This window comes from Paracoccus sp. J55, from assembly GCF_000513975.1.
Lineage (GTDB): Bacteria > Pseudomonadota > Alphaproteobacteria > Rhodobacterales > Rhodobacteraceae > Paracoccus.
In genome coordinates this window covers 126,877-153,300 of the sequence record NZ_AZVA01000007.1, presented here as the reverse complement: position 1 = coordinate 153,300, position 26,424 = coordinate 126,877, and the positions used below count along the sequence as shown (strand labels likewise).

Sequence of the window (26,424 nt, the reverse complement as noted above, 5' to 3'; positions counted from 1 at the left end):
TCGACGCCATGGCTCTCCGTCAGGCCGCCCAGGATCGCCGTCGCGACGAATTCCCGTCTCGGCCTGCTTGCCGGGAAGCAGCGGAGCAAGGATATCGAAAATGGTCGGGCTCGGCATCCACCGCGAACTGCCGCAGCAGGCGATGCGATGCACCGCACCCGCCCCTTGCCGGGCAACTTGCGACGGCGGCAGTGCGTCGAAGTCGATCTTCGACATGGCCGAGGAGGATTTCGACATGACGATCCGCATCTCCGCCGCGCCTTCGGACAAGTCCACCATCTGGCGCAAGATCTGCCCGGTCAAACGCCTGCTGGTCGCGGCACCAGGCTGGCCGCATGCCGAGGTCAGGCGTCCCAGCGAATTGTCGCCCGGCGTTTGCCCGGCCTGCAGCGCCGGCACCCACCGGGAAAGCGGGCTTTGCGGGGCGGTCCATCAGCGCCCATGATGGCGATCTGCCGGCGCATAGGCCGATGGCGCGGGCGTGGTGCTGTTGCCGGATTTCATCCGGGCGGAATACCTGTGCAGCGGCCGATCCGGGCCGATCCTGCCCGACTGGACGCCGCCGCAGATGTCGCGCCAGTCGAATGCATGGCTCTGCAAGCCCCCGGGCAGCACGGCTCCGGCGCGATCTCGAAGATGGCGCGGGTCGTCCGCCCGATTTCCGCGGCTCGCGACCGGTCGCCACCAGGTGAAGGGCCGGGACAAGCCGCCGCGGCGAGGGTCAGAAGGAAAGGGTGAAATGCTCTCCCATATCCGGCTTGTCGCCGGTGACCTTGGACTTCGCGATCTGGTAGAGGAAGGACAGGCTGCCGCCCGTCAGCCAGACCTCGGCCTCGGCAATATCGAAGCGCAGAAGCTGGACATCCTCGTCCTGCCGGCCGTCCTCGAACCAGCTTGAGGCCACGGCGTTCCACAGCTCGTCAAGCTTGGCGCGGTCGTCGGACAGGGCCAGCGTGCCGTGGATCCGGGCAAAGAGCCCTTTCCCCTCGTCGCCGACCACATGCACGGCCTCCTTGCCGCCAGCGGCCAGCGAGCGGGCCAGATCCGTCCCCTTGGCGGTGATGAACCACAGCCTGCCCGCTTCGGCTTCGGCATAATGCGACATGGGCACAAGCCGCGCGTCCTGGATCAAGCCCAGCATGCCGGAGTTGATGCCGCCGAGCCGGCTCCAGAATTTCTCGACGTGGTCGTCATGATCGGTCATGCTCGCCTCCTGTTCATGCCGGTCCAACACAATGCGCCGGGAAATGTTCCTGAAGATGCATCGGGCTGGAATCTACCCAAGCCGGCGATCATGCTCATGCGATTGTTTGCCGCGAGGCTTCGCCATGCGGATCAGGGCGTGCAGGGCCAGCGCCCCGGCCAGCAGAAGCTCATGGCGGGGCGAGCCTTCCGCCGAGGCGCCGGACGCCCCATCCGTGCCGTTCCCGCCTTCGCCGTTCGGATGCGCTGTTCCGGGCGGAGGCGTGTCCGCCTTGACGGCGCCGCGCAGGCCCATGGGCTGCGGTGCGCCGGCCGTCGTGTCGCGTGCGGTCTGCTGTTCGATCTCGGCATTCAGTTCGGCGCCGGCCAGGATCACATAGGCCGACAGCCAGAGCCAGGTCAGCAGGATCACCACCCCGGCCAGCGTTCCGTAGGTTTCGGTATAGCTGCCGAAATTGCTGGCATAGAGCGAAAATCCGAAGGATGCGGCGATCCAGACGCAGACCGCCAGCGCCGCACCCAGGCTGAGCCAGCGCCATTTCGCCGCCTTGCGGGACGGGCCGAACCGATAGACCACCGCCAGCCCCAGCACCGCAAAGCCTGCAAGGATCGGCCAGGCGATCCACGAGATCGCCGCCTGCACCCTTCCGCCGAGATGCAGCAGATCGGCGGCCAGGGGCAGCACCACGATCAGGCCGATCGCGACGATCAAGCCCATCATCAGCGCCAGCGTCAAGGCGAAGCCGGTCAGGTAGAGCATCGGCAGGCTGCGCGTCTCGTCTTCGTCATAGGCGATGTTCAGCCCCTCGATCAGCGTCATCACCCCTTTCATCGCGCCGTAAACTGCGATCCCCAGGCCCGAGACTGCGACGAGCCCGGTGCCGGTCCCGCCATCGGTGACCTTGACGAGCTGGTCTCGGATGATCGCCGCGGCATCGGGGGGCAGGAAGGCGAATATCCGCTCCATGGTGCTGCCCAGATCGGCGGGATCGAGGATCAGGCCGGAAATCGCCACCAGCGCCGCGATGGCCGGGAAGATGGCGACCAGCCCATAGAAGGCGATACCTGCCGCCACCACGCCGACATGGTCCTCGGCGATTTCGGACCGGACCCGTCGGAATATCTGCCGCCAGCCGTTCCTGGGAATTTCGGCGGGAGTGTCCGCGCCATGGCCCAGATCGTCGGTTGGCCTGTCGGGAGAGATCGGCATGAAAGGCCCTTGTGAGACGCGGATGACTGAATTTCAACGCAAAGGGACGGGCGCGGATCCCTTTCCCGGAGGAACGGCCCGTGTTCGTCCCTTGCGCCGCCCGTCAGCGCGGCTGCGCGCCGCCACCCTCAAGCTCGGCAATGATGGCGCCGCAGAAGGCTTTCAGGTCGTCCGGGCTGCGCGAGGTGATGATGCGCTCGTCCGATACCACCGGGCTGTCGGTCCAGATGCCGCCCGCATTCACCAGATCCGTGCGGATGGACTTGTAAGAGGTCACCTTGCGGTCCTCGACCAGATCCGCCTCGACCAGCAGCCAGGGCCCGTGGCAGATCGCCGCGACGATCTTGCCCTCGTCGTGAAAGCGCCGCACCAGATCGACCGCGCCGGCCTCGATGCGCAGCTTGTCGGGGTTGATCTGGCCGCCCGGCAGCACGATCGCGTCATAGCCCGACGCATCGACCGAGGACAAATCCAGATCGACCTGGACCCTCTGCCCCCAATCCTCGCCCTGCCAGCCTCGAATGCTTTCTCCGTCGGGCGAGGCGATCTCGACCGTCGCGCCCGCCTCGCGCAGCCGGTCGCGCGGCACTTCCAGTTCGGATTGCTCGAACCCGTCGGTGGCGAGGATGAGAATCCTGGCATCGGCCATCTTCGGCATGTCGTCGTCCTTTCCTGTTGCAGGTTTCACGCCTTCAGCAGCATGGGGACAACAACAGGGAAACGGGCGGGATGTTCCTGGCGGCCCGGCCGGCGGACCGGACAAGCCGGCCGATTGCACCGCAAGCCTTCGGCGACCGACCCTTCAGGGCCGGGTGCGGGTCAGGCTGCTTTCGCGGCCAGAAAAGACGTCTTTTGCCCGCCGATCCGGGACCGAACCGCCCGGTCGGGCGCCTGATGCGGCCTCCGGGATGGGCGAGGCCCCCCACCGGCATTGCCTCCGCCCTATCTCAAGTCGCCCCAGAGCACTTGCCAGCCCTCGTTCCCGGGGATGAAAAGCGCCTCCTGAACCTCCAGCCGGGCGGCCCTCTCTCCGAAGGTGCCGATGAAATCCTCAAGATTCATGCGGGCGCCGCCGGGGCCGAAAAACTGTATCTCCTGCTGGAAATAGCATCGGAACCCCCCGGCGTCGGGAGAGCAGGATATCTTGGTGACCGAGACCAGCTCGGATGCAAAGCCCTTTTGCCCCGTCCAGACCGCCGGCATGGTCAGGCACTCGATCCCGCGCGCCGGACTGTTGCCGATGGCCGCGACCCCCTGCAGGCAGTCGTCCTCGATCTGCGAGATCGTCGCGTTCACCTCGCGCACGCGGTCCAGCGCGAACCGGGCGATATCCTCGGCACGCGGCTCGTCCCCGCCGGGATTGCGGCTGTTGTCGGTGATGATGATCGCGCGCCACTCGGCATGTTCCAGAGCCGCCTTGTAAACCGCATCATATTCGGGCAGGCGCTGCATCGCCGCCTCGTCGAGATATTGCGCGGCAGCGGCCCGGACCGCCTCTTTCGCGCCGCGACCGGAGGGGGCATCCGCCAGCAGTTTCCGGAAAGCTTCCAGCACGGCCGGATCGCTTTCGATCATGCTGCGGCGAAGAAAGAGCGGCTGGATGCGGGGCCGGAGGTCGGCACCGAAATGCTCGTGCACCGCCTCGACGACCGGCCCAAGCGCGGCACCGATCCGCCGGGCATCCGCAAGGCCCTGCAACGAGGCCGGCAAGGTATCGACCTCGGCCATCAGCGCGGTCACGTATTCGTCGCTTATCTTCAGGGCAGGAGGCGCGATGCGATCATGCAGCTCTTGCCGCGCGTCAGGCAGGACATCCTCATCCGCGATGCGCCCGGCCAGCCGGAAAAGCTGGTCGAGGGCGCCGTCTTCCCGGCTGCCGGCGGAAAGTCCGGGCAGGTCGCGGTCGATATCGGCCCGCAGGATATCGGTGCGGATCTGACGCGCGCGAAGCGCCAGCCCCGCGTCAAGCCCGGCGATCTGCCGCGCCGAAAGCTCCCGCGCGCGATCCCGGGCCCCGGCCTTCAGCTGCTCGATCCGGGCGAGGGAAGCCGCCGTGCTGGAGAGCGCCTGCGCCTCGTCCAGCGCGGCCTCGGCCCAACGCGAGGATTCCGCCACATCGGTCAGGCGCTTGACCATTTCCCGATAGCCCCTCTGGTGCCCGATCACTTGCGCGCCGGCAAAGCCCACGTCGGCCATGCCTTGTCCCTGCTCGCAATCCTCGCGGATGAAACGGGCCAGCGCCCTGCGCTCCTCGTCGCTCAGAAGGGCGAAGGGCAGGCCGAACACCGGCTCGAACTTCGCGTCGGTGAAGGCCTCTGCCAGCTCGCGCTGCAGATTGGCGATCACCGTCCCGCGCATGTCCTTGCCTTCGGAATAGGGGGTGATCCATTCCTGCAAGACCGCGCATTGCGCCTCGCGCGAGCGCGCCGCCGCCAGCGTTCCCCCCAGCGGTTCGGGAAAGATCACCGGCGGCGTTTCGCCGGCGACGACGGCATCGGCAAGCCCGCCCTCGGACCGCTGCAAGACCAACACACTTGTCTTGGGCCCCGGCGGCGTGCCCGGCATGAGCGAGGCGGCCACGGCGAAATCGCCCGACCGGATCAGCGCCACAAGCTCAAGCCCGCCGGCCGGGGTTTCCGACACCAGATAGGCGCCGGCCTTGGCGAACGGCCCGACCGGGCCGGAACTGTGCCGCCGGACATCGTCTTGCGAAATCTCGAAGGCGCGCTGGCCAAGCGGCAGCATCAGCTGCCATCCGTTCAGCTCTCCCACCGGCGCCAGGACAAGATGCAGCTTGCTGCGCCGCTCCACGGGCAGATGCGCCGGGGCGCCGAGGCGAAGCTCGCCGAAGCCCCCGGCCTGGCCGTTCCGCAGCTCGAAATGCATGGCGATGGCGCCGTTCTGCTGTTCCGCCGTGCCGACCCAGCTGCCGGTCATGCTGTCGGGCAGGGGCGGCACAGCGGCGGGGCCGGCATAGGTCAGGCTGACCTTGTCGCAGCCGCGCATATTGACTGGGCCGCTCAGCGACTGGCCGTCGACGGCGAGGGACAGGCCGTTGATCTGGAACCGCGGGCCGCCGGGGGAAAGGCTGCCGAGCCCGGCCAGCTCCAGCCGCCCCTCGGCGCTTTGCCCGCCCAGTATCGTGCGCTGCTCGGCGGGCACGCCGCCCTGCTGGTTGGCCACATGCACCCGCGCATCCGCCGCGACGCGATCACCGTCGGTCAGGATCACCGCCTCGATCGGGAGCGACAGCGTGGTCTTGCGCTGGCCGCGGCAGATCACCTCTCCTTTCCAGCGCCCGGCCGGCGGGCCCATGGTCGGCGGCACGGGCTCGCTGTTCGCGTCCTCCAGCCGCACGGCCATCCCTTCCGCCGAGGCGCCGAGGAACCTGTCGTTCAGGGCGCAGCCCTCCATCTCGCCCTCGATGACGGCGCCGCCGTCGCGGGTCCTGCCGCTCAGCGCAAGGGCCTCGACGCCCGGCGGGCGCTCGATCCAGTCGCGCGGCTGCAGCCGGAAGCCGTCCGCGCCGCCCCGGCCCATGACCTTGTAGGCGCCCTTGAGCGCATGGCCGCCGGTCCCGATCTCGAACGAAAAGGTGCCCGAGATGATGCCGTTTCCCGCCTGCTCGGTTTCCAGGGTGAACTGCGCGCCGCCAAGCGCATTGCAGGCATAGGTGCCCGACCATCGCCCGGCCAAGGGTTCGGCCAGCGCAAGGGCCGGCCCGAACAGGAACGCGAGGGTCAGAAGGATACGGGCCATGACCTTACTCGGAAACCGATCTTCGGCCATCCTGAGAGGAAGCGGGGACCATGTCGACTTGTCCAAATGGATCAGATTGGTGGTCGGGGCCCGTCATTCGGCAGCGGTCCCGACGGGCGGCCTCGTCGCCTTGTCCTCTGGCCGGCTGCCGGGCGAGGGCAGCACCTTCGCGCCGAGAGGCCAGTTCGCCCGCACCGCGACGCGATGGAAAGCCGGCGCCGGTCGATCCAGAGCTGCCGCAAACCCGGCGCCGGCAAGGGCTGGACCGTGGCCGGCATGGCCCGTCTCCCGAAGGGCCGGGCCCGGTCCTGCTGGCGGCGGGTTTGTTCCGGTGCCTGGCGGTGGTCCGAAGCCTGCGGAACAATAAGCCGCATCACAGGTTATGCACGCATAACGTGTTCGAGGATCGCCCGCTTTGCGTTGCGCTGCCAGAAGCGCAGGCATGGATGCACAAGATTTATTGAGTTATTTCACCGGAATTTCCCAGTCATGCCGCAGGCGTTCTTCCATAAGGCCAGGAGAAGGACGATGCCGCATGCATTCCCGCACAACCCCCGCGCGACGATGATGGCTTGCATACTGGTTGCCGCCTGCTCGCCCCCGGACGCCCGGGATCCCGTCAAGGACCACGACGTGCAGGCATCACCGCCGGGAGAGGTCGAATGCAGCGCCCCCAGCGCGGCGGTCATCGGCTCCGGCCTGGCCGCAACCAACAGCGCCCGCATCCAGGCCGGCCTGCCTCCGGTCAGCGCCAACGCCTTGCTGGCCCGCGCGGCGGCCGAGCATGCCTGCGATATGGCCCGCCGGGGCAGGATGACCCATGCCGGCAGCCGCAGCAGCGGGCCGGCGCAAAGGATCAAGACGCTGGGATATTCGCCCCGGATCACCGCCGAGAACATTGCCGCCGGCCCTTACGGGGTCGATCAGGTGCTGCGGGAATGGAACGGCTCCAGCGGACACCGCGCCAACATCCTGATTCCGCAGGTCCGGCAATTCGGCATCGGCCATGCGACGGGCTCGGATGGCCGGACCCGGTTCTGGTCGGCCATCTATGCCGCGCCCAGCGGAAGATGAAGGGCACGGCGGGGCCATGCCCCCGCACCGCAGGCGGATGAGCGCCATGGAGACCCGGACGCGAGACGCGCATGGGCCGGCGTCCGACCCGCTTCTTCCTGAACAGCTGCCCGGTTTCATCGCGGACAGCAGCGGATGAGCGAGGCCGCGGACATCGGCCAGCGCACACCGGAAGCGGGAAACAGCGGTTACGCCCCCCGGAGGCAGCGCGGGGACAGGGTTCCGATTCCGGCTTGCCTTCGGCCTCACTCCGCGGTCGCTATGCTGGCGAAGCACCGGGCCAATGAGGCAGGCGCGCCCTGGTCGGTCGCCCATTTGGCGACCTCGGCGGCCTCTGACGGATCGGCCATCCCGCCCCAGATGCCGTAGAACATCTGCTTGCCGCCCCGTTCCTGATACAGGAAGTAACCCACGCCGTCCGCATCGGGGATTTCCGCGCCGACGATGGTCCACGCGCCCTGCCGCAGGACATCGTCGACGGCGATCTGCGAAGCGGGGGGCGGCTCGGTCAGCGCGCCGGTGACGAAGGCGCGGAAGGCACTCCTGCCCGCGTCGTCCTGGATGCGGCCGACCCCGTCGCAGACCTCGGAAGCCTGCGCGACCTGCGGGAGGAGAAGAGCGATGGCGATCCACGAAACCTTGAACGAAGGCATGTCCCAATCCTTTCAATGCAATGATCTCTCCGGGCAGGTTACGATAAATTTCCGCCTTGGGGCTGGAAAAACGCGATCCCGGCTTTCAGGATGGATGGGGACGGTGGAAGGATGAAGGAGCCTGGCGATGGATGCTTACGGCCATCTTCGCATTCTCGTCAGCATGATCCTGGGGCTGGGGATCACCCGCGTCCTGTCGGGGCTGTCGCGGCGCATCCAGTCGCCCGCCCGGACCGAGGGCATGCTGGCCCAGACGGTCTGGGCGGTCATCGTCCTGCTGGGCGCGGTGCATTTCTGGTGGTGGGAATTCGGGCTGCGCCGTATCAGCGACTGGCATTTCGGCGCCTATGTCTTCGTTCTTTGCTATGCCTCGCTGCATTTCGTGATGGCGACGCTGATCTTTCCCGACGCGCTGCCCGACCATGCCGAAAGCGAGAGCTTCTTCATGCGCCGCCGCCGCTGGTTCTTCGGCGTCTTTGCCCTGACATTCGGCTTTGACCTGTTCGACACGCTGATGAAGGGCAGCGACTATCTTCATGCGTTGGGGCCCGAATATTTCCTGAGGCTGGCCCTGGGCCTGTCCGTCGCCTTCGCGGCGCTTCGCGCCCGGACCCTGCAAGGCGTCGCGCTGATCGGCGCGGTCTGGCTGGCCTATGACATCAGCTGGATCGTGCGCAGATATGACAGCCTGGGGTGATGGACATGCCCCGGCGCATGCCGCGCGGCCTGCAGCCCGGCGGCGCCTTTCCGCCAGCGCCTGTTTTCGTGATGCAACCTTGCGCCCCGTTGAGGCTATATGTTTCGCTGGATACTGCTTGGAGCACGAACGATGAAACTGGCGCCGATACTGATGGCCGCCTTGGTTGTTGCCGCGACGGGCGCCGCGCCGGTCGCGGCCGATCCCGGGCGGAACAACGGCAAGGGCGGTTTCGCGGGTCATCACGACCATCGCGGCCACAAGGACAAGCCCCGCACGCAGGCTCGCCATGTTGCCGATTGCCCGCCGGGACTTGCCAAGAAGAACCCGCCCTGTGTTCCGCCGGGTCAGGTCGGCAAACGCTATGGCACCCGGGTAGGCGACACGCTTCGCATTGGCAATTACACCTTGATCCGCAACCTGGACCGATACGGTCTGGAGCAGCGCCGGGGGTGGAATTATTATCGGGACGACGACCGGATCTATCGTGTCGACAGCGGCACCCGAAAGATCCTCGCCGTCCTGAACCTGATCGAGGCTTTCTCGAACTGAGAAAAGCCGGGCAAGCCCGGGCCTTGGCGCCAGCCGCCGGCGCAGCGGGCGGCTGACCGGCCCCGGTGGCGGTACGCTGTCCCGGCCCTCTGGATGGCGGTCGCGACAGACGGCCCCGTTCACAAGCAGGATCCTCTCGTCCGAAACGGTTCCGCCGCCCGGCGCCGGTCGCATGAGGCGGATGGCCGAAGGCCACCGAGCCGATGTGACCCTTCGTCCGGACAGGGTTGGCGCAGATAAAGGTGCCCGCAGGGCAGATCGGCCAGCTCCTGCAAAGGACTGAAAGGCGCCCGATCCCGGCCGGCCGGGCGCATGCGCTGCGCGACCCGGTGCGGGGGCAGGTCCTCCATATCGGCCATTGCTGGCTGAACGCCGCCCATCCGCCGCCCCTGGACCGACAGCCCGTCCCGACCGGGGCATGGGCTTACTGTCCGCGCCGCGCCTGGTGGAAGCCTGTGCTCTGCCCCCGCCGATCTTTGGAATGGAGATCGAACCTCCGCAAGGCGATCCTGTGGCCGCATCGGGCAGCTTTCGATGCCGTGCGGGCCGGGCAGCCATTCCGGCCCGGCCCGCCCGACCGCCAGCACAGGAGCACCGCCATGACCTTTCACCCCGCGAAAATCCCGGCAGATCCCGGCAAGCCCGTCGTGCCGGCCCTGATCGAGACGCGGGAACAGGCGCTTCAGGCGGCACGGCAGCTGGCGGCCGGCTGGGCCCCCAAGGCGGCCGAGCGCGACCGCCACCGCATCCTGCCGCATCACGAGATCGCCGCCTTCACCGCCTCGGGCCTTGGCGCGATCACCGTGCCGCGTGACTGGGGCGGGCCGGGGCTGGACCATGTGACGCTGGCCGAGGTGTTCGAGATCCTCTGCGCCGCCGACAGTTCGGTCGGCCAGATCCCGCAGAACCATTTCGGCGTCATCCAGCTGCTCTCCGAGGCGGGCAGCCCGGAGCAGAAGGCGCGCTGGTTCGCCGACATCCTTGCCGGCGCCCGCATCGGCAATGCCGGGCCGGAGAAAAGCCGCAAACCCGTCACCCATAACGCCACCGGGCTGAGCCGCGGCCCCGAGGGCCTGCGGCTGAACGGCCACCGCTTCTATTCCACGGGGGCGATGTTCGCGCATTGGATCCCGACCCGCGCCGCCGACGAGCAGGGCCGCCCGGTCCAGGTCTGGGTGGCGCGCGACGCGCCCGGCGTGCAGGTGGTCGACGACTGGTCCAGCTTCGGCCAGCGCACCACCGCCTCGGGCAGCGTGATCTTTCACGACGTGCCGGTGGCCGAGGACCAGATCATCCCGGTCTGGCAGCGCGCCGAGGTGCCGGGACTGGCCGGCCCCGTCTCGCAGCTGATCCAGGCCGCCATCGACAGCGGCATCGCCATCGGCGCGCTGGACGAGGCGGTCCGCTTCATTCGCGACAAGTCGCGGCCCTGGGTGGATTCCGGCGTCGCCCGGGCCCAGGACGACCCTTATGTCATCAGCGATATCGGGCGGTTGCAGGTCGACCTGTGGGCCGCGCGGGCCGTCCTGCACGACGCCGCGCGCCTGCTCGACGACATCGCCGCGGGCGAAGTCACCGCCGAGGCCAGCGCCCGCGCCTCGGTCGCCGTGGCCGAGGCCAAGATCCTGACCACGGAAATCGCCCTGAACGCCGCAGAAAAGCTGTTCGAGCTGGCCGGCTCGGCCGCGACACGCGAAGGCCCGAACCTGGGGCGGATCTGGCGCAATGCCCGCACCCATACGCTGCACGATCCCGTGCGCTGGAAACATCACCTGCTGGGCAACTGGCACCTGAACGGCGCCCTGCCCGCCCGCCATCAATGGAACTGAGCATGAAGACCGCATCTCCTCCGCAGGGCGTGCATGTGATCGCCTCGGATGCCGAGGCCATCGAGGCCGCCCGCCGCCTTGCCGCCGCATTCGCGCCCGGCGCCTCGGACCGCGACCGCGATCGGCGGCTGCCCTGGCAGCAGCTCGACGCCTTTACCGCCTCGGGGCTCTGGGGCATCACCGTGCCGCGCGAACATGGCGGCGCGGCGGTTTCGGCCGTCACGCTGGCGCGCGTCATCGCCATCGTCGCGGCGGCCGACGGGTCGCTGGCGCAGATCCCGCAGAACCATTTCTATGCGCTCGAGGTGCTGCGCAGCGGCGGCAGCCCGGAACAGCGCGCCTTCTTCGACGGCTTGGCGCTGTCGGGGCACCGTTTCGGCAATGCGCTGGCGGAAATCGGCGCCCGCGACTTCCAGCGCCGCACCCGGCTGCTGCGCCAAGGCGACCGGCTGCTGGTGCAGGGCGACAAGTTCTATTGCACCGGCGCCATCTATGCGCATTGGATCCCGACGCTGGTCGTGGACGAGGACGACCGCCAGCAACTGGTCTTCATCCCGCGCGAGGCGCCGGGCGTCACCGTCACCGACGACTGGGACGGCTTCGGGCAGCGCACCACCGGCTCGGGCTCGGTCGCTTTCCGGCAGGTCGAGGTGCGGCCGGAATGGGTCGTCCCCTTCCAGTCCAGTTTCGAGCGCCCGACGCCCATCGGCCCGCTGGCGCAGATCATGCACGCGGCCATCGACCTCGGCATCGGCCAGGGCGCGTTTGCCGCCACCCTGCCCTTCATCCGCGACCGCGCCCGGCCATGGATCGACGCCGGGGTCGAACCCGCGGCAGACGACCCGCTGCTGGTCGCCGGCGTGGGCGAGGTCTCGGTCCGGCTGCGTGCGGCCGAGGCGCTCGTGGATCGCGCCGGCCGCGCCGTGGACGAGGCCATCGCCGATCCGACGGAATTCACCGTGGCGCAGGCCTCGCTGGCGGTGGCCGCGGCGCGCGCGCTGACGACGACGGCGGGGCTGCTCGCCGCCTCGAAGCTGTTCGAGCTGACCGGCACCTCGGCCACCTTCGCCGAGGACAACCTGGACCGCCACTGGCGCAATGTGCGCACCCATACGCTGCACGACCCGGTGCGCTGGAAATACCACGCCATCGGCAACCACAGCCTGAACGGCGTCAACCCGCCGCGACATGGAGCGATCTGAATGGCCCGCACGGACAAGCGCCTTGGCAAGCATATCATCGTCAACGCCTTCAACATGAACTGCGTGGGCCATATCAACCACGGGCAATGGACGCATCCGCGCGACCGTTCCGCGGATTACATCCGGCTGGACTATTGGACCGGGCTGGCGCGCACGCTGGAGCGGGGCCTGTTCGACGGGCTGTTCCTGGCCGACATCCTGGGCACCTACGACATCTATGGCGGCGGCGTCGACCTGACGCTGCGCGAGTCGGTGCAGCTGCCGGTGAACGACCCGATCCTGCTGGTCTCGGCCATGGCGGCGGTGACGCAGAACCTTGGCTTCGGCGTCACGGTGAACGTCAACCAGGAGGCGCCCTATACCTTTGCCCGCCGCATCTCGACCCTCGACCACCTGACCGGGGGACGGATCGGCTGGAACATCGTCACCGGCTATCTGGACAGCGCCGCCCGCGCGGTCGGGCGCGACGGCCTGACCGGCCACGACCTGCGCTATGACCAGGCGGACGAATATCTCGACGTGCTCTACAAGCTGTGGGAGGGGTCCTGGGACGACGACGCGGTGATCCGCGACCGCGACGCCCGTGTCTATGCCGACCCGGCCAAGGTGCGGCGGATCGTGCATCACGGCCGCTTCTACGACGTCGAGGGCTGGCACCTCAGCGAACCCTCGCCCCAGCGCACGCCGGTGCTGTTCCAGGCCGGCACCTCGGGGCGCGGCCAGCAATTCGCGGCGCGGCATGCGGAATGCGTCTTCATCTCGGCCCCGGACAAGGCGCTGGCCCGCAAGGCCTCGCGCAGCATCCGCGAGGCGGTGGTCGCCGCCGGCCGCCGCCCCGAGGACGTCAAGGTCATCCTCGGCATCAATGTCGTGACCGACCACAACGCCGCCGCCGCGCAGGAGAAGCTGGCTGAATACCGCGCCCATTCCAGCCCCGAGGCGGGGCTGGCGCATTTCGCCGCCTCGACCGGCATCGACTTTGCCCGCTACGGCCTCGACGACCCCATCCCCTATGGCCCGACCAACGCGATCCAGTCGGCGGCGACGCTGGCCGAAAGCCGGGGCTGGACCAAGCGCGACCTCCTGGGCCAGCTGGCGCTTGGCGGGCGCTATCCGCTGGCCGTGGGCGACCCGGCCGAGGTCGCGGACGAACTGGAATCCTGGATCCGCGAGGGCGAGATCGACGGCTTCAACCTGACCCGGCTGGTCACCCCCGAAACCTACGAGGATTTCGCCGACCTGATCGTGCCGGAATTGCAGGACCGCGGCAGCTACAAGACCGGATATGCCCCGGGGACGCTGCGCCGCAAGCTGTTCGGCCAGGGCGACAGGCTGCCCGAACGCCACAGCGCCCAGGCCTTTCGCCCGGCAGCCGCCTTGGCGGCCGAATAGGCTTCTTTCTTGGAAAAATATCCACGGGGGTATGGGGGGAGTCAGCCCCCATTTCCTTTCCCGATCAGCGCGCCCGCAGCCGGCGCACCGCGTAATCGCCGGTGAACTGCACGGCCGAGACCAGCAGGATCAGGATGGCGATGACCACCAGCATCACCGTGGTGTCGAAGCGTTGGTAGCCATAGCGGATGGCCACGTCGCCCAGCCCCCCGGCACCGACCGCCCCCGCCATGGCGGATGCGCCGATCATCGTCACCACCGTGATGGTGAAGCCGCCGATGATGCCCGGCAGCGCCTCGGGCAGCAGGACATGGCGCACGATGTCGAGGCGGCGGCAGCCGATGGATTGCGCCGCCTCGATCAGCCCGGAATCGACCTCGCGCAGCGAGACCTCGGCGATGCGGGCGAAGAAGGGCGTCGCCGAAACCGCCAGCGGCACGATCGCCGCCCAGACCCCGATCGTGGTGCCGGCGACCAGCCGGGTGAACGGGATCAGCGCCACCAGCAGCACGATGAAGGGCACGGCGCGAAAGCCGTTGACCACCGTGCCGACGATGCGGTTCAGCCGGGGCGCCGGAAAGATGCCGCCCGGTCCCGAGGTGACCAGGAACACCGCCAGCGGAATCCCCACCAGCACCGCGATCCCGGCCGAGACCGAGACCATCAGCACCGTATCCCAGAATGCCTGTTGCAGGCGATCAATCATCTGAGGCGTCAACATATCCCAATATCCTTGTCTGATCGGCCAGCGGGGCCAGCGCCTCGGGCGCGACGCCCGGCCCCAGCGCCACAAGCAGCTTGCCGATGGAATGGCCCTGGATGCGTTCCAGCTGCGAACTGACCAGCCGCAGCCGGCCCCGCCCCGCCCCTTGCCCCGTCACGGCGGCAAGCTGGCCAAGGTCCGGGGCGTTGCGGCCCAGAAAGCTCAGCTCGACCAGCGTTTCGTCGCCCGCCCCGTGCCGCTTGTCGCGCAGGCGCTGGACCAGGTCCTCGGGCAGGCCGTGCTGCAGGGGCTGCAGCAGCGCCTGCGTCGCGGCATGGTTCGGCGCGCCGAACACCTGCCAGACCGGGCCCTGTTCGGCGATCCGCCCGGCCTCGAGCACCACGACGCGGTCGCAGATCTCGCGGATCACGCTCATCTCATGGGTGATGAGCACCACGGTCAGGCCCAGCCGCCGGTTGATGTCGCGCAACAGCCGCAGGATCGAAACCGTCGTTTCCGGGTCCAGCGCCGAGGTCGCCTCGTCGCAGAGCAGGATCTCGGGGCGGCTGACCAGTGCGCGGGCGATGCCGACGCGCTGCTTCTGGCCGCCGGACAGGCGCGAGGGATAGGTATCGCCCTTGCCCGTCAGGCCGACCAGCTCCAGCGCCTGGTCGACGCGGCGGGCGATCTCGCCCCCGGGCAGGCCGGCCACGCGCAGCGGCAGCGCCACATTGCCCCGCACGGTCTTGGCCGAGAGCAGGTTGAAATGCTGGAACACCATGCCGACGCGGCGGCGCAGCGCCACCAGCCCTGCCTCGTCCAGCGCGGCGATATCCTCGCCATCGACCAGCACGCGGCCGGTGCTGGGCCGCTCCAGCCGGTTGATGGTGCGCAAGAGGCTGGACTTGCCCGCCCCCGAGCGGCCGATGATGCCGAAGATCTCGCCCGCGCGGATGTCGAGGTCGATCCCCGCCAGCGCCTGCACCTGCCCCGCCGACGAGGCATAGCTCTTGCCCAGGGCTTCGAAGCGCACGGTCCCCGCCTTGCGCAGCGCCGGGGTGGTGGCGGCGGCGGCCGGGGCCAGCTCGGTCACCGCGCTCCGCCGGCCCAGATTTGCAGCCAGGCCCGTCATCAGCCTTGCCACGCGAGGATATACAGCTTGTCGCTGTCGGCGAAGGAATGGCGCACCTGATCCTTGACCGCCTGCGACTGCTGGAACAGCGCGATGAACTGCGCGATGCGCGGGTCATCCTTGTTGTCGGCGCGGGACACGAAGCTGACGGCGAATTGCTTGTCCTCGATGCCGGAATAGGCCAGCCCCGAGGTCGGATCAAAGGCTCCCGCCGCGACGATGAAATGCGGATAGCCCTGCGCCAGATCCACGTCGCCGGTGATGCGCACAAGCTGCGGCCCCTCGACCTCGGTGAATTTCAGCGCCCGCGGGTTCTCGGTGATATCGTCCAGCGTGCCCAGAAAGCCCACGCCCTCGCGCAGCTTGATGAGGCCGGATTTCTCCAGCAGCAGCAAGCCGCGCCCCTGATTGACCGGGTCGTTGGCGATGGCGACGGTGCCGCCCTGCGGGATCTCGTCAAAGCTCTTGTGGCGCAGGGAATAGAGGCCGAGATTGGCCAGGATGCCCTGCCCCACCACCTCGAAATCATAGCCGCGTTCCTTTTCGGCATTCTCGAGGAAGGGCTGGTGCTGGAAGAAGTTCAGGTCGATGTCGCCGCTGGCCAGCGCGGAATTGGGCGTGGTCCAGTCGCTGAATTCGATCACCTCGACCTCCAGCCCCTTGGCCTTGGCCTCCTCGGCGGCGACGTTCACGGCATCGCCATAGGCGCCCGGCACGACGCCGATCTTCAGCGCCTCGGCCGAGGCGGACAGCCCGGCCAGCGACAGCGCGGCGGCAAGGGCGAATGTCACGAGTTTCATTCCTGTCTCCTTATTGGGTCTTGGCCGCTGCCAGCCAGGGCAGCGAGTAAAGCGCCGGGTTATGGGCATTCGAGGCGTCGATCTGGTCGCGCACGGCCTGAGATTGCTGATAGATGCGGATGAAGCCGGCGATCTCGGGATCGTCGGAATTGTCGGTCCGGGTCACGAAGCGGATGGCGAAATGCGTGTCGTCCAGCCCGGAATAGATCAGCGCCTTGCCCGCGAAATCGCCGCGTCCGGCGTTGACGTAATGGGCCGGATAGCCCTGCGCCAGATCGACATCCGACACGGCGCGGACCAGCTGCGGCCCCTCGACCTCGACGAATTCCAGCCCTTTGGGATTGTCGGCGATGTCGTCCAGCGTCGCCTTCCAGCCCACGCCGGGACGCAGCGAGATCAGCCCGGCGGTCTGCAGCAGCGCAAGGCCCCGCCCCTGGTTCACCGGGTCGCTGGCCACCGCCACGCGCGCGCCGTCCGGCAGTTGGTCAAGCCGGTCGTATCGTTCCGAATAAAGCCCGATATTGGGCAGGATTCCCAGCGCGACCGAGGTCAGGTCATAGCCGGTTTCCTGGACGGCATTGTCCAGAAAAGCCTGGTGCTGGAAATAGTTGGCATCCAGATCGCCATTCTCCAGCGCCAGGTTGGGCGTGGTCCAGTCGCTGAACTCGACAACCTCGACCTCCAGCCCCTGGGCCTTGGCCTCCTCGGCGGCGACGTTGATCGAATCGGCAAGCGCGCCGGGCGTCACGCCGATCCTGACCCCGGCCGGCGCCGGGCCGGCCAACAGCATCAGCGCGGCGACCGTAACAGGGATACGCGTTCTCCACCTCGTTGCTGAACTCATGGCTGATCCTCTGCGGTCAAAAAACGATAATTCTGATCGTCTTTTGCTACGCCGCCACTCATCCTGCGGCCATTCCAAAGGTCGTGCTGCTGGGAGAGCATCGTTCTCTTTCCCCTGGCAGCGACGCAGGCTCGGTTCCCCGGCCGGGCATGGAGGAAGCGCGGCAGACCGGCCGCGGCTGTGGCGCCGCGCCAGTCCGGGTCCGGCGGCGCAGGGCCGACCCGGCGAATCCGGCCGGACCCATGGGCGCGTTCTTCCGCGGGACGCCCGAGGCTTCCGCGCCGGGCAGAGAATATCAGTCCCCCAGCCACCGCTCGCATAGCGAATTTTTCCAAATCGGCGGCAGGAAATGCCGGTTTCAGCCCAAATTCCTGTCGCGCCCTAAATCACTATATACTTGGTCGTATTTAAGTGTTTTCCTGAGGCGCGAGAAAGACCGGCATCCGCTGCCCGGCCGTGATATCAGCAAAGGACTCCGACATGAGCATCCCTACTCCCGACAAGATCCGCGTGCTCTGGTTCCTGCCGACGCATGGCGACAGCCGCTATCTTGGCACGGCCGAGGGCGGCCGGGCGGTCAACCTGCCCTATCTGCGCCAGGTGGCGCAAGCCGCCGATTCCCTGGGTTACTACGGCGTGCTGCTGCCCACCGGCCGCAGCTGCGAGGACAGTTGGGTCACGGCGGCGGCGCTGGCCTCGCAGACCGAAAAGCTGCGCTTTCTGGTCGCGGTGCGGCCGGGGCTGCAATCGCCGACGCTGGCCGCGCGCATGACCGCGACGCTGGACCGGCTGTCGGGCGGGCGGCTGCTGATCAACGTGGTCACCGGCGGCGACCCGGTCGAGAACGCCGGCGACGGCATCCACCTGAACCATGCCGAGCGTTACGAGGTGACCGAGGAATTCCTGAACGTCTACAAGGCCCTGCTGGCCGGCGAAACCGTGAACCACCACGGCAGGCACCTGAAGATCGACGACGGCAAGCTGCTGTTCCCGCCGCTGCAGGAAAACGGCCCGCCGCTGTATTTCGGCGGCTCGTCGGAAGCGGCGAACAAGGTGGCGTCGCGGCAGATCGACAAATACCTGACCTGGGGCGAGCCGCCGGCCCAGGTGCGCGACAAGATCGAATCCGTGCGCCGGCTGGCCGCGACCGAGGGCCGCGAGGTCAGCTTCGGGATCCGGCTGCATGTCATCGTGCGCGACACCAATGCCGAGGCCTGGCAGGCCGCCGAACAGCTGATCAGCCGGCTGGACGACGCCACCATAGCCAAGGCGCAGGAGACCTTCGCACGGATGGATTCGGTCGGGCAGGCGCGCATGGCGGCGCTGCATGGCGGGCGCCGCGACAAGCTGGAAATCAGCCCGAACCTCTGGGCCGGCGTCGGCCTGGTGCGGGGCGGGGCCGGCACGGCACTGGTCGGCGATGCCGAAACCGTGGCCGAGCGCATCGACGAATACCGGCGCATCGGCATCGATACCTTCATCCTTTCTGGCTATCCGCATCTGGAGGAAGCCTACAGCTTCGGCGAACGCGTCCTGCCCCTGCTGCCGCTGGACCACCCGCTGCCGCAGGCCAGCCTTGCGGCCAACATGGGCCCCTTCGGCGAGACGATCGGCAACGACCATCGCCCGGCCCCGCCCGCGCCACGTCTTGCCGTAGCCGGAGGCTGAGACCATGACCGCGATCCAGAACCCCCTGCGCATCGTCATTCTGGGCGGCGGCTTCACCGGCGCCTCGCTGGCATGGCAGCTGGCGCGGATGCGGCTGCCGGTGCGCCTGACCGTGGTCGAGCCGCGGCCGGAACTGGGCCGCGGGCTGGCCTATTCCGCCACCGACCCGGCGCACCGGCTGAACGTGCCGGCGCATCGCATGTCGATCGACCCCGAGAACCGCAGCGATTTCGCGGACTGGCTGGCAGAGAATCCGGACCTGCCGGACCCGCAGGCGACGGCGCCGAATGGCGATCTCTATGTCCAGCGCGCGCTGTTCGGCCGCTATGTCGCCGAGCGGCTGGCGCCGCACCTGGCCTCGGGCGCGGTGCGCCATATCCGGGCGCGGGTCAGCGATGTGGCGCATGGCGCGAATGGCGATCTTTTGCTGCTGCTTTCCGACGACAACCGCATCCACGCCGACCTGCTGGTGCTGGCCAGCGGCCATCCCGCCCCTGCCCTGCCCCGGCCCCTGGCCGGACTGGCCGGCAGCAGCCAGCTGGTCGCCGATCCGGGCGATGCCGAGGCGCTGGCCGCCGTGCCGCAGCAGGCGCGGGTCCTCATCCTGGGCGCCGGGCTCAGCGCCGCCGACGCCATCGCCACGCTGGACCGCCAGGGCCATGCCGGGCAGATCACCTGCCTGTCGCGGCGCGGGCTGCACGCCCGTGGCCAGGGCGCGGCCGAGCATGACAGCCAGGCCGATTTCACCGCCCCGCCCGCGCGGCGCGTCTCGGACCTGCTGCGCCGGGTGCGCCATGCCATCGTCGACGATCAGGCGCGCGGCAACGGCTGGCACGCCACCTTCTGGCGGCTGCGGGCACAGGCCCCGCAGATCTGGGCGGCGCTGGACATGACCGAGCGGCGGCGCTTCCTGCGCCACCTGCGCGTCTGGTGGGACGTGCACCGCTATCGCCTTGCCCCGCAGACCGAGGCCGTGCTGGCCCGGCTGACCGATCAGAGCCGGCTGGAATTCGTCGCCGGGCATCTCCTGGACGCGACGAGGCGCGGCGGCGGCGTGGATGTCCGCTGGCGTCCGCGCGGCCGGTCCCAGCCGCAGCAGGCGCATTTCGACCGCATCATCGTCACCACCGGCCCCGCGCAGGACCGATGTATCGACGCCAACCCGGCGCTTGGCGCATTGGCGCGGCTGGGGCTGATCGTGCCCTGTCCGCTGGGCCTGGGCCTTGCCACCACAGAGATTTGCCGGGCACTGGATGCGCAGGGACGCGCCAGCAACCGCATCCTTATCGCCGGCCCGCTGGCCCGGGGCCATCTGGGAGAGCTGACCGGGGCACCGGAATGCGCCTCCCAGACCAGCCAGATCGCGCGCGAGATCGCCCGCCATGCCCTGCTGGGCCCCATCCTGCACCCGGCGGCGACACGACCCGCCGTCGCCGCCGGCCACACGCCGCCTCTGTCCTGACCCTTCGGGACCGCACAGAACAGGAGATCATCATGACCGCCCTGACCATCACCGGCTTTGCCGGCAGCTTTTCCGCCCCCTCGCGCAGCCGCGCCCTGGTCCAGGCCGCCGTGGATCTGGCCGCCGACCGCTTCGGCGCCGTCGGCCATGTCTTCGATCTTGCCGATCTGGGCCCGTCTCTGGGCCATGCTCGCCACATCAGCGACCTCGACCCAGAGGCGCTGTCGCATCTCACCGAGCTGATCCATGCCGATGCGCTGGTGATCGCAAGCCCGGTCCACAAGGGCAGCTATGCCGGGCTGTTCAAGCATGTCCTCGACCTGCTGGATCCCCCCATGCTGGCCGGCAAGCCGGTGCTTCTGGCCGCGACCGGCGGCGGCGACCGCCATGCGCTGGTGATCGAACACCAGCTGCGGCCGCTGATGGCCTTTTTCGAGGCGCAGACCCTGGCCACCGGAGTCTATGTCGCCGACCGCGAATTCACCGGCGGCAAGCTGGCCGACGATGCCGCCCATACCCGGCTGGGCCGGGCGGTGGACCAGTTCGCCCCCTTCCTGTCGCCCTATACCGTCCCCCAGCCCTCCGCCGCGCCCCCGCCGGTGCTGCAGGCCTTCTGAGAGGCTCCCCAGGCATCCCCGCGCAGGACGCGGATCTCGCAGGACTTGGCTATAGTGGTAACGTGCCGCCGATCTTCGCCCATGCCGCGGCCGGGCCCTTGCCGGCCCCGGGACAATCCCGGACCCCTGTTTCGCCCCGGTCCCGACACCCTCCCAACACCCGGATGCTGGTCACGAGCAACCAGTATGCCGCGAAGCCCCAGCTAGTCAGCCCAGATCCGCGGCGCATCGCGCATCAGCATCCGCGCCTCGATCAGGTCGAGGCGTCGGCAGACGGCCTCGGCATTGCCCGCGGTCTCGGCCATCAGCTTCCGCCACAGGCGCAGCGCCGAAACCGGGCTCCAGGGCAGTGCCGCCTGCGCCAGCCAGCGGCGCAACTCGGGCGGCAGGCGGTCGTATTGCGCGATCGGACAGGGCCGGCGGCGGCGGCGCAGCGAGGTGGCAAGGTTGCCGCGCATCAGTGCAGCCTCCGCGCCTCGGCTGCGGGTTCCACGGCGGGGTCGAGGGCCAGGAACAGCCGCACCCCGCCGGTTCCGGCGATGGGCGGGGAACGGTGCAGCAGCGTCGTGACCTCCTCGCCGGGCCACAGCCCGCCGCGCAGGATCGCGGCCTCGCCCGTGCGCATCTCGCCGGCCGGCACGACCTGGCCGCTTTCGTCCTGCAACCCGAACTGCGTTCCCGGCCCCCGATAGGTGCAAAGCAGCCGCGCGGGCATCTGGTCGACATGGAATTTCCGGCAGGCATCCGTGGTCACGGCTTCGAAGCGGAGATGCATCAGCGGATTGCGCATGATCTGCGCCAGCATCAGCGCCAGCGCCCCGATGTCGCTGGCCAGCAGGTCGCGCATCGTCCCGGCGGGCAGCCCGGACAGATCGCAGGCGGCATGGATGCAGTTCTCGACCGCGCGGAAATCCACCAGGGCGCGCAGCGCCGGCATCTGGTCAAGCGGAATGCCCTCGATCCATTCGGCAAAACCGGACGAGAGGCTGCGCCGCCAGATCGCCGCGCCGACCCCCGGCTGGGCAACCTGCTGCAGAACCAGCCCGCTGTCGGATTCGAGGATTTCCCGCGCCTCGGCTTGATCGGGGGATGCTCCTTGCGGAGTTGCGGAAACGGTTTCGGTCATGCAGCGGCTTCTCCTCACCTGTATGGTTCTCTCGTGGACGGGGGCAGCCCTGCCCTTCGTCCTTTCTGTCAGCCGCCGCGCTCAGGCGACGCGGCGCTGGCCCCATTGCGGAAAGGGATCGGGCAATCTCGCCCAGGCCTCGGGCGTGAAGTCCCAGGCGTCGACCAGGGCGTCGTCCAGAGCCTTGGTGATGGCCGCGGGGTCCATGCCCGCACCGATGAACACCAGCTCCTGACGCCGGTCGCCCCAGGGTTCCTCCCAGTTCTTCGCCACTTCGGCGAGGCTGTCGGGATGGGTCGGCCAGCGTTCGCGCGGCACCGAGGCCCACCAGCCGCCCAGCGGCACAACCGAGGAGACGACGCCGGCCAGGCTGAACTCCACCGCCCAGTTCGGGCGGCTTGCGATCCAGAAATGCCCCTTGGCCCGGATCACGCCCGGCAACTCGCCGTTGAAGAGGTCGTAGATCTTGCGGGGATGGAACGGCCGCCGCGCCCGGTAGACGAAGGACGAGATGCCGTATTCCTCGGTCTCGGGCACATGGTCCTGGAACCCGTAAAGCTCTTTCGCCCACATCGGATGCATATGCGCGCGGTCGAAATCGAACAGGCCGGTATCGAAGATTGCATCGGCCTCGACACGGCCGAAATCCGTCTCGATCAGCTGCGCGTCCGGGTTCAGCGCGCGCACGATCTTGCGCGCCCGGTCCAGCCGCTCGGGTCCCGCATCCGTCGCCTTGTTCAGCACGATCACATCGGCAAATTCGATCTGGTCGGTCAGCAGGTTGACCAGCGTCCGCTCATCCTCGTCGCCCAGGCTTTCGCCGCGTTCGGCGATGAAATCGTCGCTGGCGAAATCCTTGGTCAGGTTGATCGCATCGACGACCGTGACCATCGTGTCCAGCCGCGCGACATCCGACAGGCTGTCGCCGTTCTCGTCCCGGAAATCGAAGGTCGCGGCGACGGGCAGCGGCTCGGCGATGCCGGTGCCCTCGATCAGCAGATAGTCGAAGCGGCCCTCCTCGGCCAGCTTGCGCACCCCTTGCAGCAGGTCGTCGCGCAGGGTGCAGCAGATGCAGCCGTTGGTCATCTCGACCAGCTTTTCCTCGGCCCGGTTCAGCTCGGCCCCGTCGCGGACCAGATCGGCGTCGATATTCACTTCGGACATGTCGTTGACGATGACCGCGACGCGGCGCCCCTCCCGATTGTTCAGGATATGGTTCAGCAGCGTGGTCTTTCCGGCGCCCAGAAAGCCCGAAAGGACGGTGACGGGCAGGCGATTGTCGCGGGTTTGCTGGCTGGTCGGCATGGCGTCCTCGTAAGTGTAATGTTATTACGTTACTCCAATAGCCAGAATCACCGGGACCTGCAATGCCGTTTTCAGGCCGGCCCACCCCGGACAGCGAGGAGAGCAGAGCCATGCTGGAAGATGTGACGACCAGCCGCGTCCGGGAGGATGCCTTGTTCGAGGCAGCCGCGCGGCCCTATCTGGCGCAGGTGCGCCAGGCCCTGATGCGATGGGCCGAGGTGGTGTCCCTGGGCCGACTGGAGGATCTGCTGGCGCTTTACGCCACCGATGCCATCCTGGTCCCGACCATGGCGGACGAGATCGGCGGCCATGCCGAGGAACGCCGGGCCTATTTCGAAAGCTTCCTCGCCAATCCCAACTTGCGCTGTCGTATCGACACGCTGCGCAAGCGGATCAGCCACAAGCTGGGCACCGTGGTTGTCGGCGGGCATTACACCTTCACCTTCGAACGCGACGGCGCGGAACAGACGCTGCCGGCCCGCTACCTGTTCACCTTCGAGGAAATCGACGGAGTCTGGCTGATCACCGGGCACCACTCCTCGCGCATGCCATCTTCGTCGTAATTCAAGCACGGAAACACAATGTCGCTCTTTTCCCCCCGTCTCACCGTCGCGCAGGTCGAGGAAGGCCACGCGCTGGCTCCGAAATTCGATGCCGCAGGGCTGATCCCGGTCGTCACCACCGACGCCGCGACCGGCGAGGTGCTGATGATGGGCGTGATGAATGCCGAGGCGCTGGAACGCAGCATCGCAACCGGCGAGGCGCATTACTGGAGCCGTTCGCGGCAATGCCTGTGGCACAAGGGCGCGACCAGCGGATTGATCCAGAAGATCGTCGAGATGCGGATCGACGACGATCAGGACGCGATCTGGCTGCGGGTCGAGATCGCCGGGGGCGCAAGCTGCCATGTCGGCTATCGCTCCTGCTTCTATCGCGCCGTGCCGCTGGGCGGGGACGGTGCGCCACGGCTCGTCTTCACCGAGTCCGAAAAGCTTTTCGATCCGGTTCAGGTCTACGGCGATGCGCCCAATCCCACGCAGCTCTGATGCGTTCTGGATGGCGCGGGCGCTGGCGCTGGCCCGGCGGATGCGCGGCCATGTCTGGCCCAATCCGCCCGTGGGCTGCGTGATCGTGAAAGGCGGCACGATCATCGCCGAAGGCGAGACGCAGCCGGGCGGACGGCCCCATGCCGAGCGGGTCGCGCTGAACCGCGCCGGGGCGGCGGCGCGCGGAGCCACGCTTTATGTCACGTTGGAGCCCTGCTGCCATTGGGGCAGGACCCCGCCCTGCGCCGATGCGATCATTGCTGCCGGGGTGACCCGTGTCGTTGCCGCGATGCAGGATCCCGATCCCCGCGTGGACGGCGGCGGCTTCGCCCGGCTGCGCGCGGCCGGCATCGAGGTGACGATCGGCGAAGGCGCAGCTGACGCCGCCGCGATCATGTCCGGCTTCCTGCACCGCACCCGGACCGGAGAGCCGGAACTGATCCTGACCGAACGGGCGGGGGCGGTCCCCGAGGGCGCCGACGCCCTGCTGGAGACGCGGAGCGGACGGCACGGGCTTCGCCTGCAAGGTTCCCGCCGCATGCCGGACATGGCCTGCGATCTCGGCCCGGATGGCCTTCTGCGCCGCCTCGGCGGCCTCGGCCTGACTTCGGTTGCCCTGTGGCGCGACGACCCACTATCCGCCGCGCTTTCTCCAACGCCTGCATGAGGATTTGGATGAACTACATTCCGCAAACCTATGATGAATGGGAACATTGCATCACCGTCAAATGCGGCATCCCGCTGACCCCGGGCTATGTGGCCGGGCGCATCGCCGCGCTTGAGGACAGGCATGACTTCCACACCCAGAAATTCATCGACCGCTGGGGCGAGGGCCATCACGCGAGGACGCTTGAATGGTTCCGCGCGGCCGCAGGCAAGCTCGCCGCCGGTTGACCCGCATTCATTCAGGAAGACACCATGCCGCAGATTCCGGTCACGATTCTCAACGGCTTTCTCGGCGCCGGAAAGACCACGCTCCTGCAAAGCCTCCTGGTGCAGGCCCGGGGCATGCCGGGCGTGCGGCTTGGCGTCATTGTCAACGAGATGAGCGCGCTTGATGTCGATGGCGCGATCCTCGACACCAGCGAGGTGATCTCGCGCCGCGACCCGCGCTTTGCCGCCATTCCGGCCGGCAGCATCAGCGACGCGCAGGGGCTGAAGCAGTTCGCCGGCGCCGTGGACAAAGTGACCGGCGCAGGCGCCACGCATATCCTGATCGAAACCTCGGGCAGCACCCATCCCTGGCCGCTTCTGGAAGCGATCCGCGTGCATCCCGCCCTGCGGCTGCACGGTTTCCTGTCGGTGGTGGACACGGTGACGCTGGCGCAGGACCACGACCTGGGCCGCGCCATCCTGCCCGCCGCCTCGCACCATCTGGCCGAGGGTCGGCGCGGGATCGAGAACCTGCTGGCCGAGCAGATCATGTTCGCCAGCCGAATTCTGCTGAGCAAGATGGACCGGGTATCCGGCGAGACGCTGCGCACTGTCGCGCAGGCCGTCCATCCGCTCAACCCCTTCGCCGACATCATGGGGATGCAATGGGGCAATGTCCGGCTGGCCGATGTGCTGGCCCTGCCGCCCTATGACCATGCGCGCGTCGCCACCCTGGGCGCCGAGCTGACCGACTGGGACCGCAGCCGCGGCACCGCCTCGATGTCCGGCGCCGAAGGCTACCGGCTCGGCAGCATCGTGATCGCGGACCCCCGCCCCTTTCACCCGCAAAGGCTGTGGAAGGTTTATAACCATTCCCTCGGCACCGGCATCCATCGCAGCAAGGGCTTCTTCTGGCTGCCTTCACGCGACAGGCTGCAACTGCTGTGGAACCAGACCGCCGGCAGCATCGGGTTGGAGATCGTCAATTACTGGAAAGTCGCGGCGCTGGAGGACGAAAGCCTGAACCTGCTGCCCGAGGAACGGCAAGAGATGCGCCGGCGCCTTGAAGGCATGTCGCCCGAGTTCGGCGACCGGCGCTGCCGGCTGACCGTGATCGGGGATCGCGACGGGCTGGCGGACTTCTCCGATGCGGTCAGGGGCTGCTTCTGCACCCCTGCAGAGGTCGCGGCGTGGAGGGCGGGCGAAGCCTTCGACGATCCCTGGCCGGCAAGCACGGCGCGATTGTCGCAGCGATAGACCGCCCGGCCCGGCGTTGC

Annotated in this window: 27 protein-coding genes; 15 read left to right on the top strand and 12 right to left on the bottom strand. The window is 68.3% G+C overall.

What is annotated here, in order from left to right:
* Nucleotides 1-100: 100 nt before the first annotated feature.
* On the top strand, nt 101-445 hold the full coding sequence (locus tag PARJ55_RS21810; RefSeq protein WP_028712773.1) for a hypothetical protein: 345 nt from the start codon (nt 101-103) through the stop codon (nt 443-445).
* Nucleotides 446-721: 276 nt separating this feature from the next.
* On the opposite strand, the gene PARJ55_RS0109255 is transcribed toward PARJ55_RS21810, so the two are convergent.
* The 4 genes from PARJ55_RS0109255 to PARJ55_RS21800 all read right to left on the bottom strand — a co-directional run bounded on the left by PARJ55_RS0109255 (nt 722) and on the right by PARJ55_RS21800 (nt 6,172).
* Complete coding sequence (locus PARJ55_RS0109255) at nt 722-1,204, bottom strand: pyridoxamine 5'-phosphate oxidase family protein (protein ID WP_028712772.1); 483 nt, start codon at nt 1,202-1,204, stop codon at nt 722-724.
* Between the two features lie 72 nt (nt 1,205-1,276).
* Nucleotides 1,277-2,413, bottom strand: coding sequence for a YihY/virulence factor BrkB family protein (locus PARJ55_RS21805; protein WP_084637810.1), 1,137 nt, complete (start codon nt 2,411-2,413; stop codon nt 1,277-1,279).
* A 103-nt stretch (nt 2,414-2,516) separates the two neighbouring features.
* Complete coding sequence (locus tag PARJ55_RS0109245; protein WP_028712771.1) at nt 2,517-3,071, bottom strand: type 1 glutamine amidotransferase domain-containing protein; 555 nt, start codon at nt 3,069-3,071, stop codon at nt 2,517-2,519.
* 284 nt (nt 3,072-3,355) lie between these two features.
* Entirely contained in the window at nt 3,356-6,172 is a 2,817-nt protein-coding gene (locus tag PARJ55_RS21800) for a hypothetical protein (protein ID WP_036713954.1), read from the bottom strand.
* A gap of 633 nt (nt 6,173-6,805) precedes the next feature.
* Between PARJ55_RS21800 and PARJ55_RS21795 the strand changes: the two genes are divergently transcribed.
* On the top strand, nt 6,806-7,246 hold the full coding sequence (locus tag PARJ55_RS21795) for a CAP domain-containing protein (RefSeq protein ID WP_230378897.1): 441 nt from the start codon (nt 6,806-6,808) through the stop codon (nt 7,244-7,246).
* Between the two features lie 245 nt (nt 7,247-7,491).
* On the opposite strand, the gene PARJ55_RS22990 is transcribed toward PARJ55_RS21795, so the two are convergent.
* On the bottom strand, nt 7,492-7,899 hold the full coding sequence (locus PARJ55_RS22990) for a hypothetical protein (RefSeq protein WP_028712770.1): 408 nt from the start codon (nt 7,897-7,899) through the stop codon (nt 7,492-7,494).
* A 127-nt stretch (nt 7,900-8,026) separates the two neighbouring features.
* On the opposite strand from PARJ55_RS22990, the gene PARJ55_RS0109225 reads away from it, so the two are divergent.
* The 5 genes from PARJ55_RS0109225 (at nt 8,027) to PARJ55_RS0109205 (ending at nt 13,571) form a co-directional block, all read left to right on the top strand.
* Nucleotides 8,027-8,596 (top strand): hypothetical protein, encoded by a 570-nt coding sequence (locus tag PARJ55_RS0109225; protein WP_028712769.1) that lies wholly within the window; start codon nt 8,027-8,029, stop codon nt 8,594-8,596.
* 132 nt (nt 8,597-8,728) lie between these two features.
* Entirely contained in the window at nt 8,729-9,148 is a 420-nt protein-coding gene (locus PARJ55_RS0109220; RefSeq protein WP_028712768.1) for a hypothetical protein, read from the top strand.
* A gap of 599 nt (nt 9,149-9,747) precedes the next feature.
* Nucleotides 9,748-10,977 (top strand): SfnB family sulfur acquisition oxidoreductase, encoded by a 1,230-nt coding sequence (locus PARJ55_RS0109215; RefSeq protein ID WP_028712767.1) that lies wholly within the window; start codon nt 9,748-9,750, stop codon nt 10,975-10,977.
* Between the two features lie 2 nt (nt 10,978-10,979).
* A complete protein-coding gene (locus PARJ55_RS0109210) occupies nt 10,980-12,179 on the top strand; it encodes an SfnB family sulfur acquisition oxidoreductase (RefSeq protein WP_232215686.1) in 1,200 nt (399 codons plus the stop codon).
* Nucleotides 12,180-13,571 carry an LLM class flavin-dependent oxidoreductase gene (locus PARJ55_RS0109205; RefSeq protein WP_028712765.1) on the top strand — a complete coding sequence of 464 codons (1,392 nt, stop codon included), beginning with the start codon at nt 12,180-12,182 and terminating at the stop codon, nt 13,569-13,571. It begins immediately after the preceding gene.
* Between the two features lie 64 nt (nt 13,572-13,635).
* On the opposite strand, the gene PARJ55_RS0109200 is transcribed toward PARJ55_RS0109205, so the two are convergent.
* From PARJ55_RS0109200 to PARJ55_RS0109185, 4 genes are read right to left on the bottom strand one after another with little or no spacing between them, the layout of a single operon-like run.
* Nucleotides 13,636-14,289 carry a methionine ABC transporter permease gene (locus PARJ55_RS0109200; protein WP_028712764.1) on the bottom strand — a complete coding sequence of 218 codons (654 nt, stop codon included), beginning with the start codon at nt 14,287-14,289 and terminating at the stop codon, nt 13,636-13,638.
* Nucleotides 14,270-15,406, bottom strand: a complete 1,137-nt coding sequence (locus PARJ55_RS0109195; RefSeq protein ID WP_028712763.1) for a methionine ABC transporter ATP-binding protein — start codon at nt 15,404-15,406, stop codon at nt 14,270-14,272. The genes PARJ55_RS0109200 and PARJ55_RS0109195 overlap by 20 nt, the downstream gene beginning before the upstream one ends.
* Nucleotides 15,406-16,206: a MetQ/NlpA family ABC transporter substrate-binding protein gene (locus tag PARJ55_RS0109190; protein ID WP_028712762.1), complete on the bottom strand. Its 801-nt coding sequence runs from the start codon at nt 16,204-16,206 to the stop codon at nt 15,406-15,408. Before PARJ55_RS0109190 ends, PARJ55_RS0109195 begins: the two co-directional genes overlap by 1 nt.
* Before the next feature lie 10 nt (nt 16,207-16,216).
* Nucleotides 16,217-17,050, bottom strand: a complete 834-nt coding sequence (locus PARJ55_RS0109185; RefSeq protein WP_036713952.1) for a MetQ/NlpA family ABC transporter substrate-binding protein — start codon at nt 17,048-17,050, stop codon at nt 16,217-16,219.
* A 504-nt stretch (nt 17,051-17,554) separates the two neighbouring features.
* Here PARJ55_RS0109185 and ssuD point away from each other — a divergent pair.
* From ssuD to PARJ55_RS0109170, 3 genes are read left to right on the top strand one after another with little or no spacing between them, the layout of a single operon-like run.
* Entirely contained in the window at nt 17,555-18,718 is a 1,164-nt protein-coding gene (gene ssuD / locus PARJ55_RS0109180) for an FMNH2-dependent alkanesulfonate monooxygenase (RefSeq protein WP_371255977.1), read from the top strand.
* Nucleotides 18,719-18,722: 4 nt separating this feature from the next.
* Nucleotides 18,723-20,180, top strand: a complete 1,458-nt coding sequence (locus PARJ55_RS21785) for an FAD/NAD(P)-binding protein (RefSeq protein ID WP_051416219.1) — start codon at nt 18,723-18,725, stop codon at nt 20,178-20,180.
* Nucleotides 20,181-20,212: 32 nt separating this feature from the next.
* Nucleotides 20,213-20,797 (top strand): NAD(P)H-dependent oxidoreductase, encoded by a 585-nt coding sequence (locus PARJ55_RS0109170; RefSeq protein ID WP_028712759.1) that lies wholly within the window; start codon nt 20,213-20,215, stop codon nt 20,795-20,797.
* Between the two features lie 203 nt (nt 20,798-21,000).
* Here PARJ55_RS0109170 and PARJ55_RS0109165 read toward each other — a convergent pair whose 3' ends face one another.
* The 3 genes from PARJ55_RS0109165 to zigA form a co-directional block, all read right to left on the bottom strand.
* Nucleotides 21,001-21,255 (bottom strand): DUF6525 family protein, encoded by a 255-nt coding sequence (locus tag PARJ55_RS0109165; protein WP_028712758.1) that lies wholly within the window; start codon nt 21,253-21,255, stop codon nt 21,001-21,003.
* Nucleotides 21,255-21,923: a DUF1826 domain-containing protein gene (locus PARJ55_RS0109160; protein WP_028712757.1), complete on the bottom strand. Its 669-nt coding sequence runs from the start codon at nt 21,921-21,923 to the stop codon at nt 21,255-21,257. The genes PARJ55_RS0109165 and PARJ55_RS0109160 overlap by 1 nt, the downstream gene beginning before the upstream one ends.
* An 81-nt stretch (nt 21,924-22,004) precedes the next feature.
* Nucleotides 22,005-23,228, bottom strand: a complete 1,224-nt coding sequence (zigA, locus tag PARJ55_RS0109155; protein WP_028712756.1) for a zinc metallochaperone GTPase ZigA — start codon at nt 23,226-23,228, stop codon at nt 22,005-22,007.
* Nucleotides 23,229-23,338: 110 nt separating this feature from the next.
* Between zigA and PARJ55_RS0109150 the strand changes: the two genes are divergently transcribed.
* The 5 genes from PARJ55_RS0109150 to PARJ55_RS0109130 are packed head-to-tail and all read left to right on the top strand — an operon-like array spanning nt 23,339 to nt 26,404.
* On the top strand, nt 23,339-23,791 hold the full coding sequence (locus tag PARJ55_RS0109150) for a nuclear transport factor 2 family protein (RefSeq protein WP_028712755.1): 453 nt from the start codon (nt 23,339-23,341) through the stop codon (nt 23,789-23,791).
* Nucleotides 23,792-23,809: 18 nt separating this feature from the next.
* Entirely contained in the window at nt 23,810-24,274 is a 465-nt protein-coding gene (hisI, locus tag PARJ55_RS0109145; RefSeq protein ID WP_028712754.1) for a phosphoribosyl-AMP cyclohydrolase, read from the top strand.
* A 10-nt stretch (nt 24,275-24,284) separates the two neighbouring features.
* Nucleotides 24,285-24,941, top strand: coding sequence for a bifunctional diaminohydroxyphosphoribosylaminopyrimidine deaminase/5-amino-6-(5-phosphoribosylamino)uracil reductase RibD (gene ribD / locus PARJ55_RS24525; RefSeq protein WP_051416218.1), 657 nt, complete (start codon nt 24,285-24,287; stop codon nt 24,939-24,941).
* Nucleotides 24,942-24,949: 8 nt separating this feature from the next.
* The gene (locus PARJ55_RS0109135; RefSeq protein WP_028712753.1) at nt 24,950-25,168 is read left to right on the top strand and encodes a hypothetical protein; all 219 of its coding nucleotides are present in this window, start codon (nt 24,950-24,952) and stop codon (nt 25,166-25,168) included.
* Nucleotides 25,169-25,192: 24 nt separating this feature from the next.
* The gene (locus PARJ55_RS0109130; protein ID WP_028712752.1) at nt 25,193-26,404 is read left to right on the top strand and encodes a GTP-binding protein; all 1,212 of its coding nucleotides are present in this window, start codon (nt 25,193-25,195) and stop codon (nt 26,402-26,404) included.
* Nucleotides 26,405-26,424: the final 20 nt, after the last annotated feature.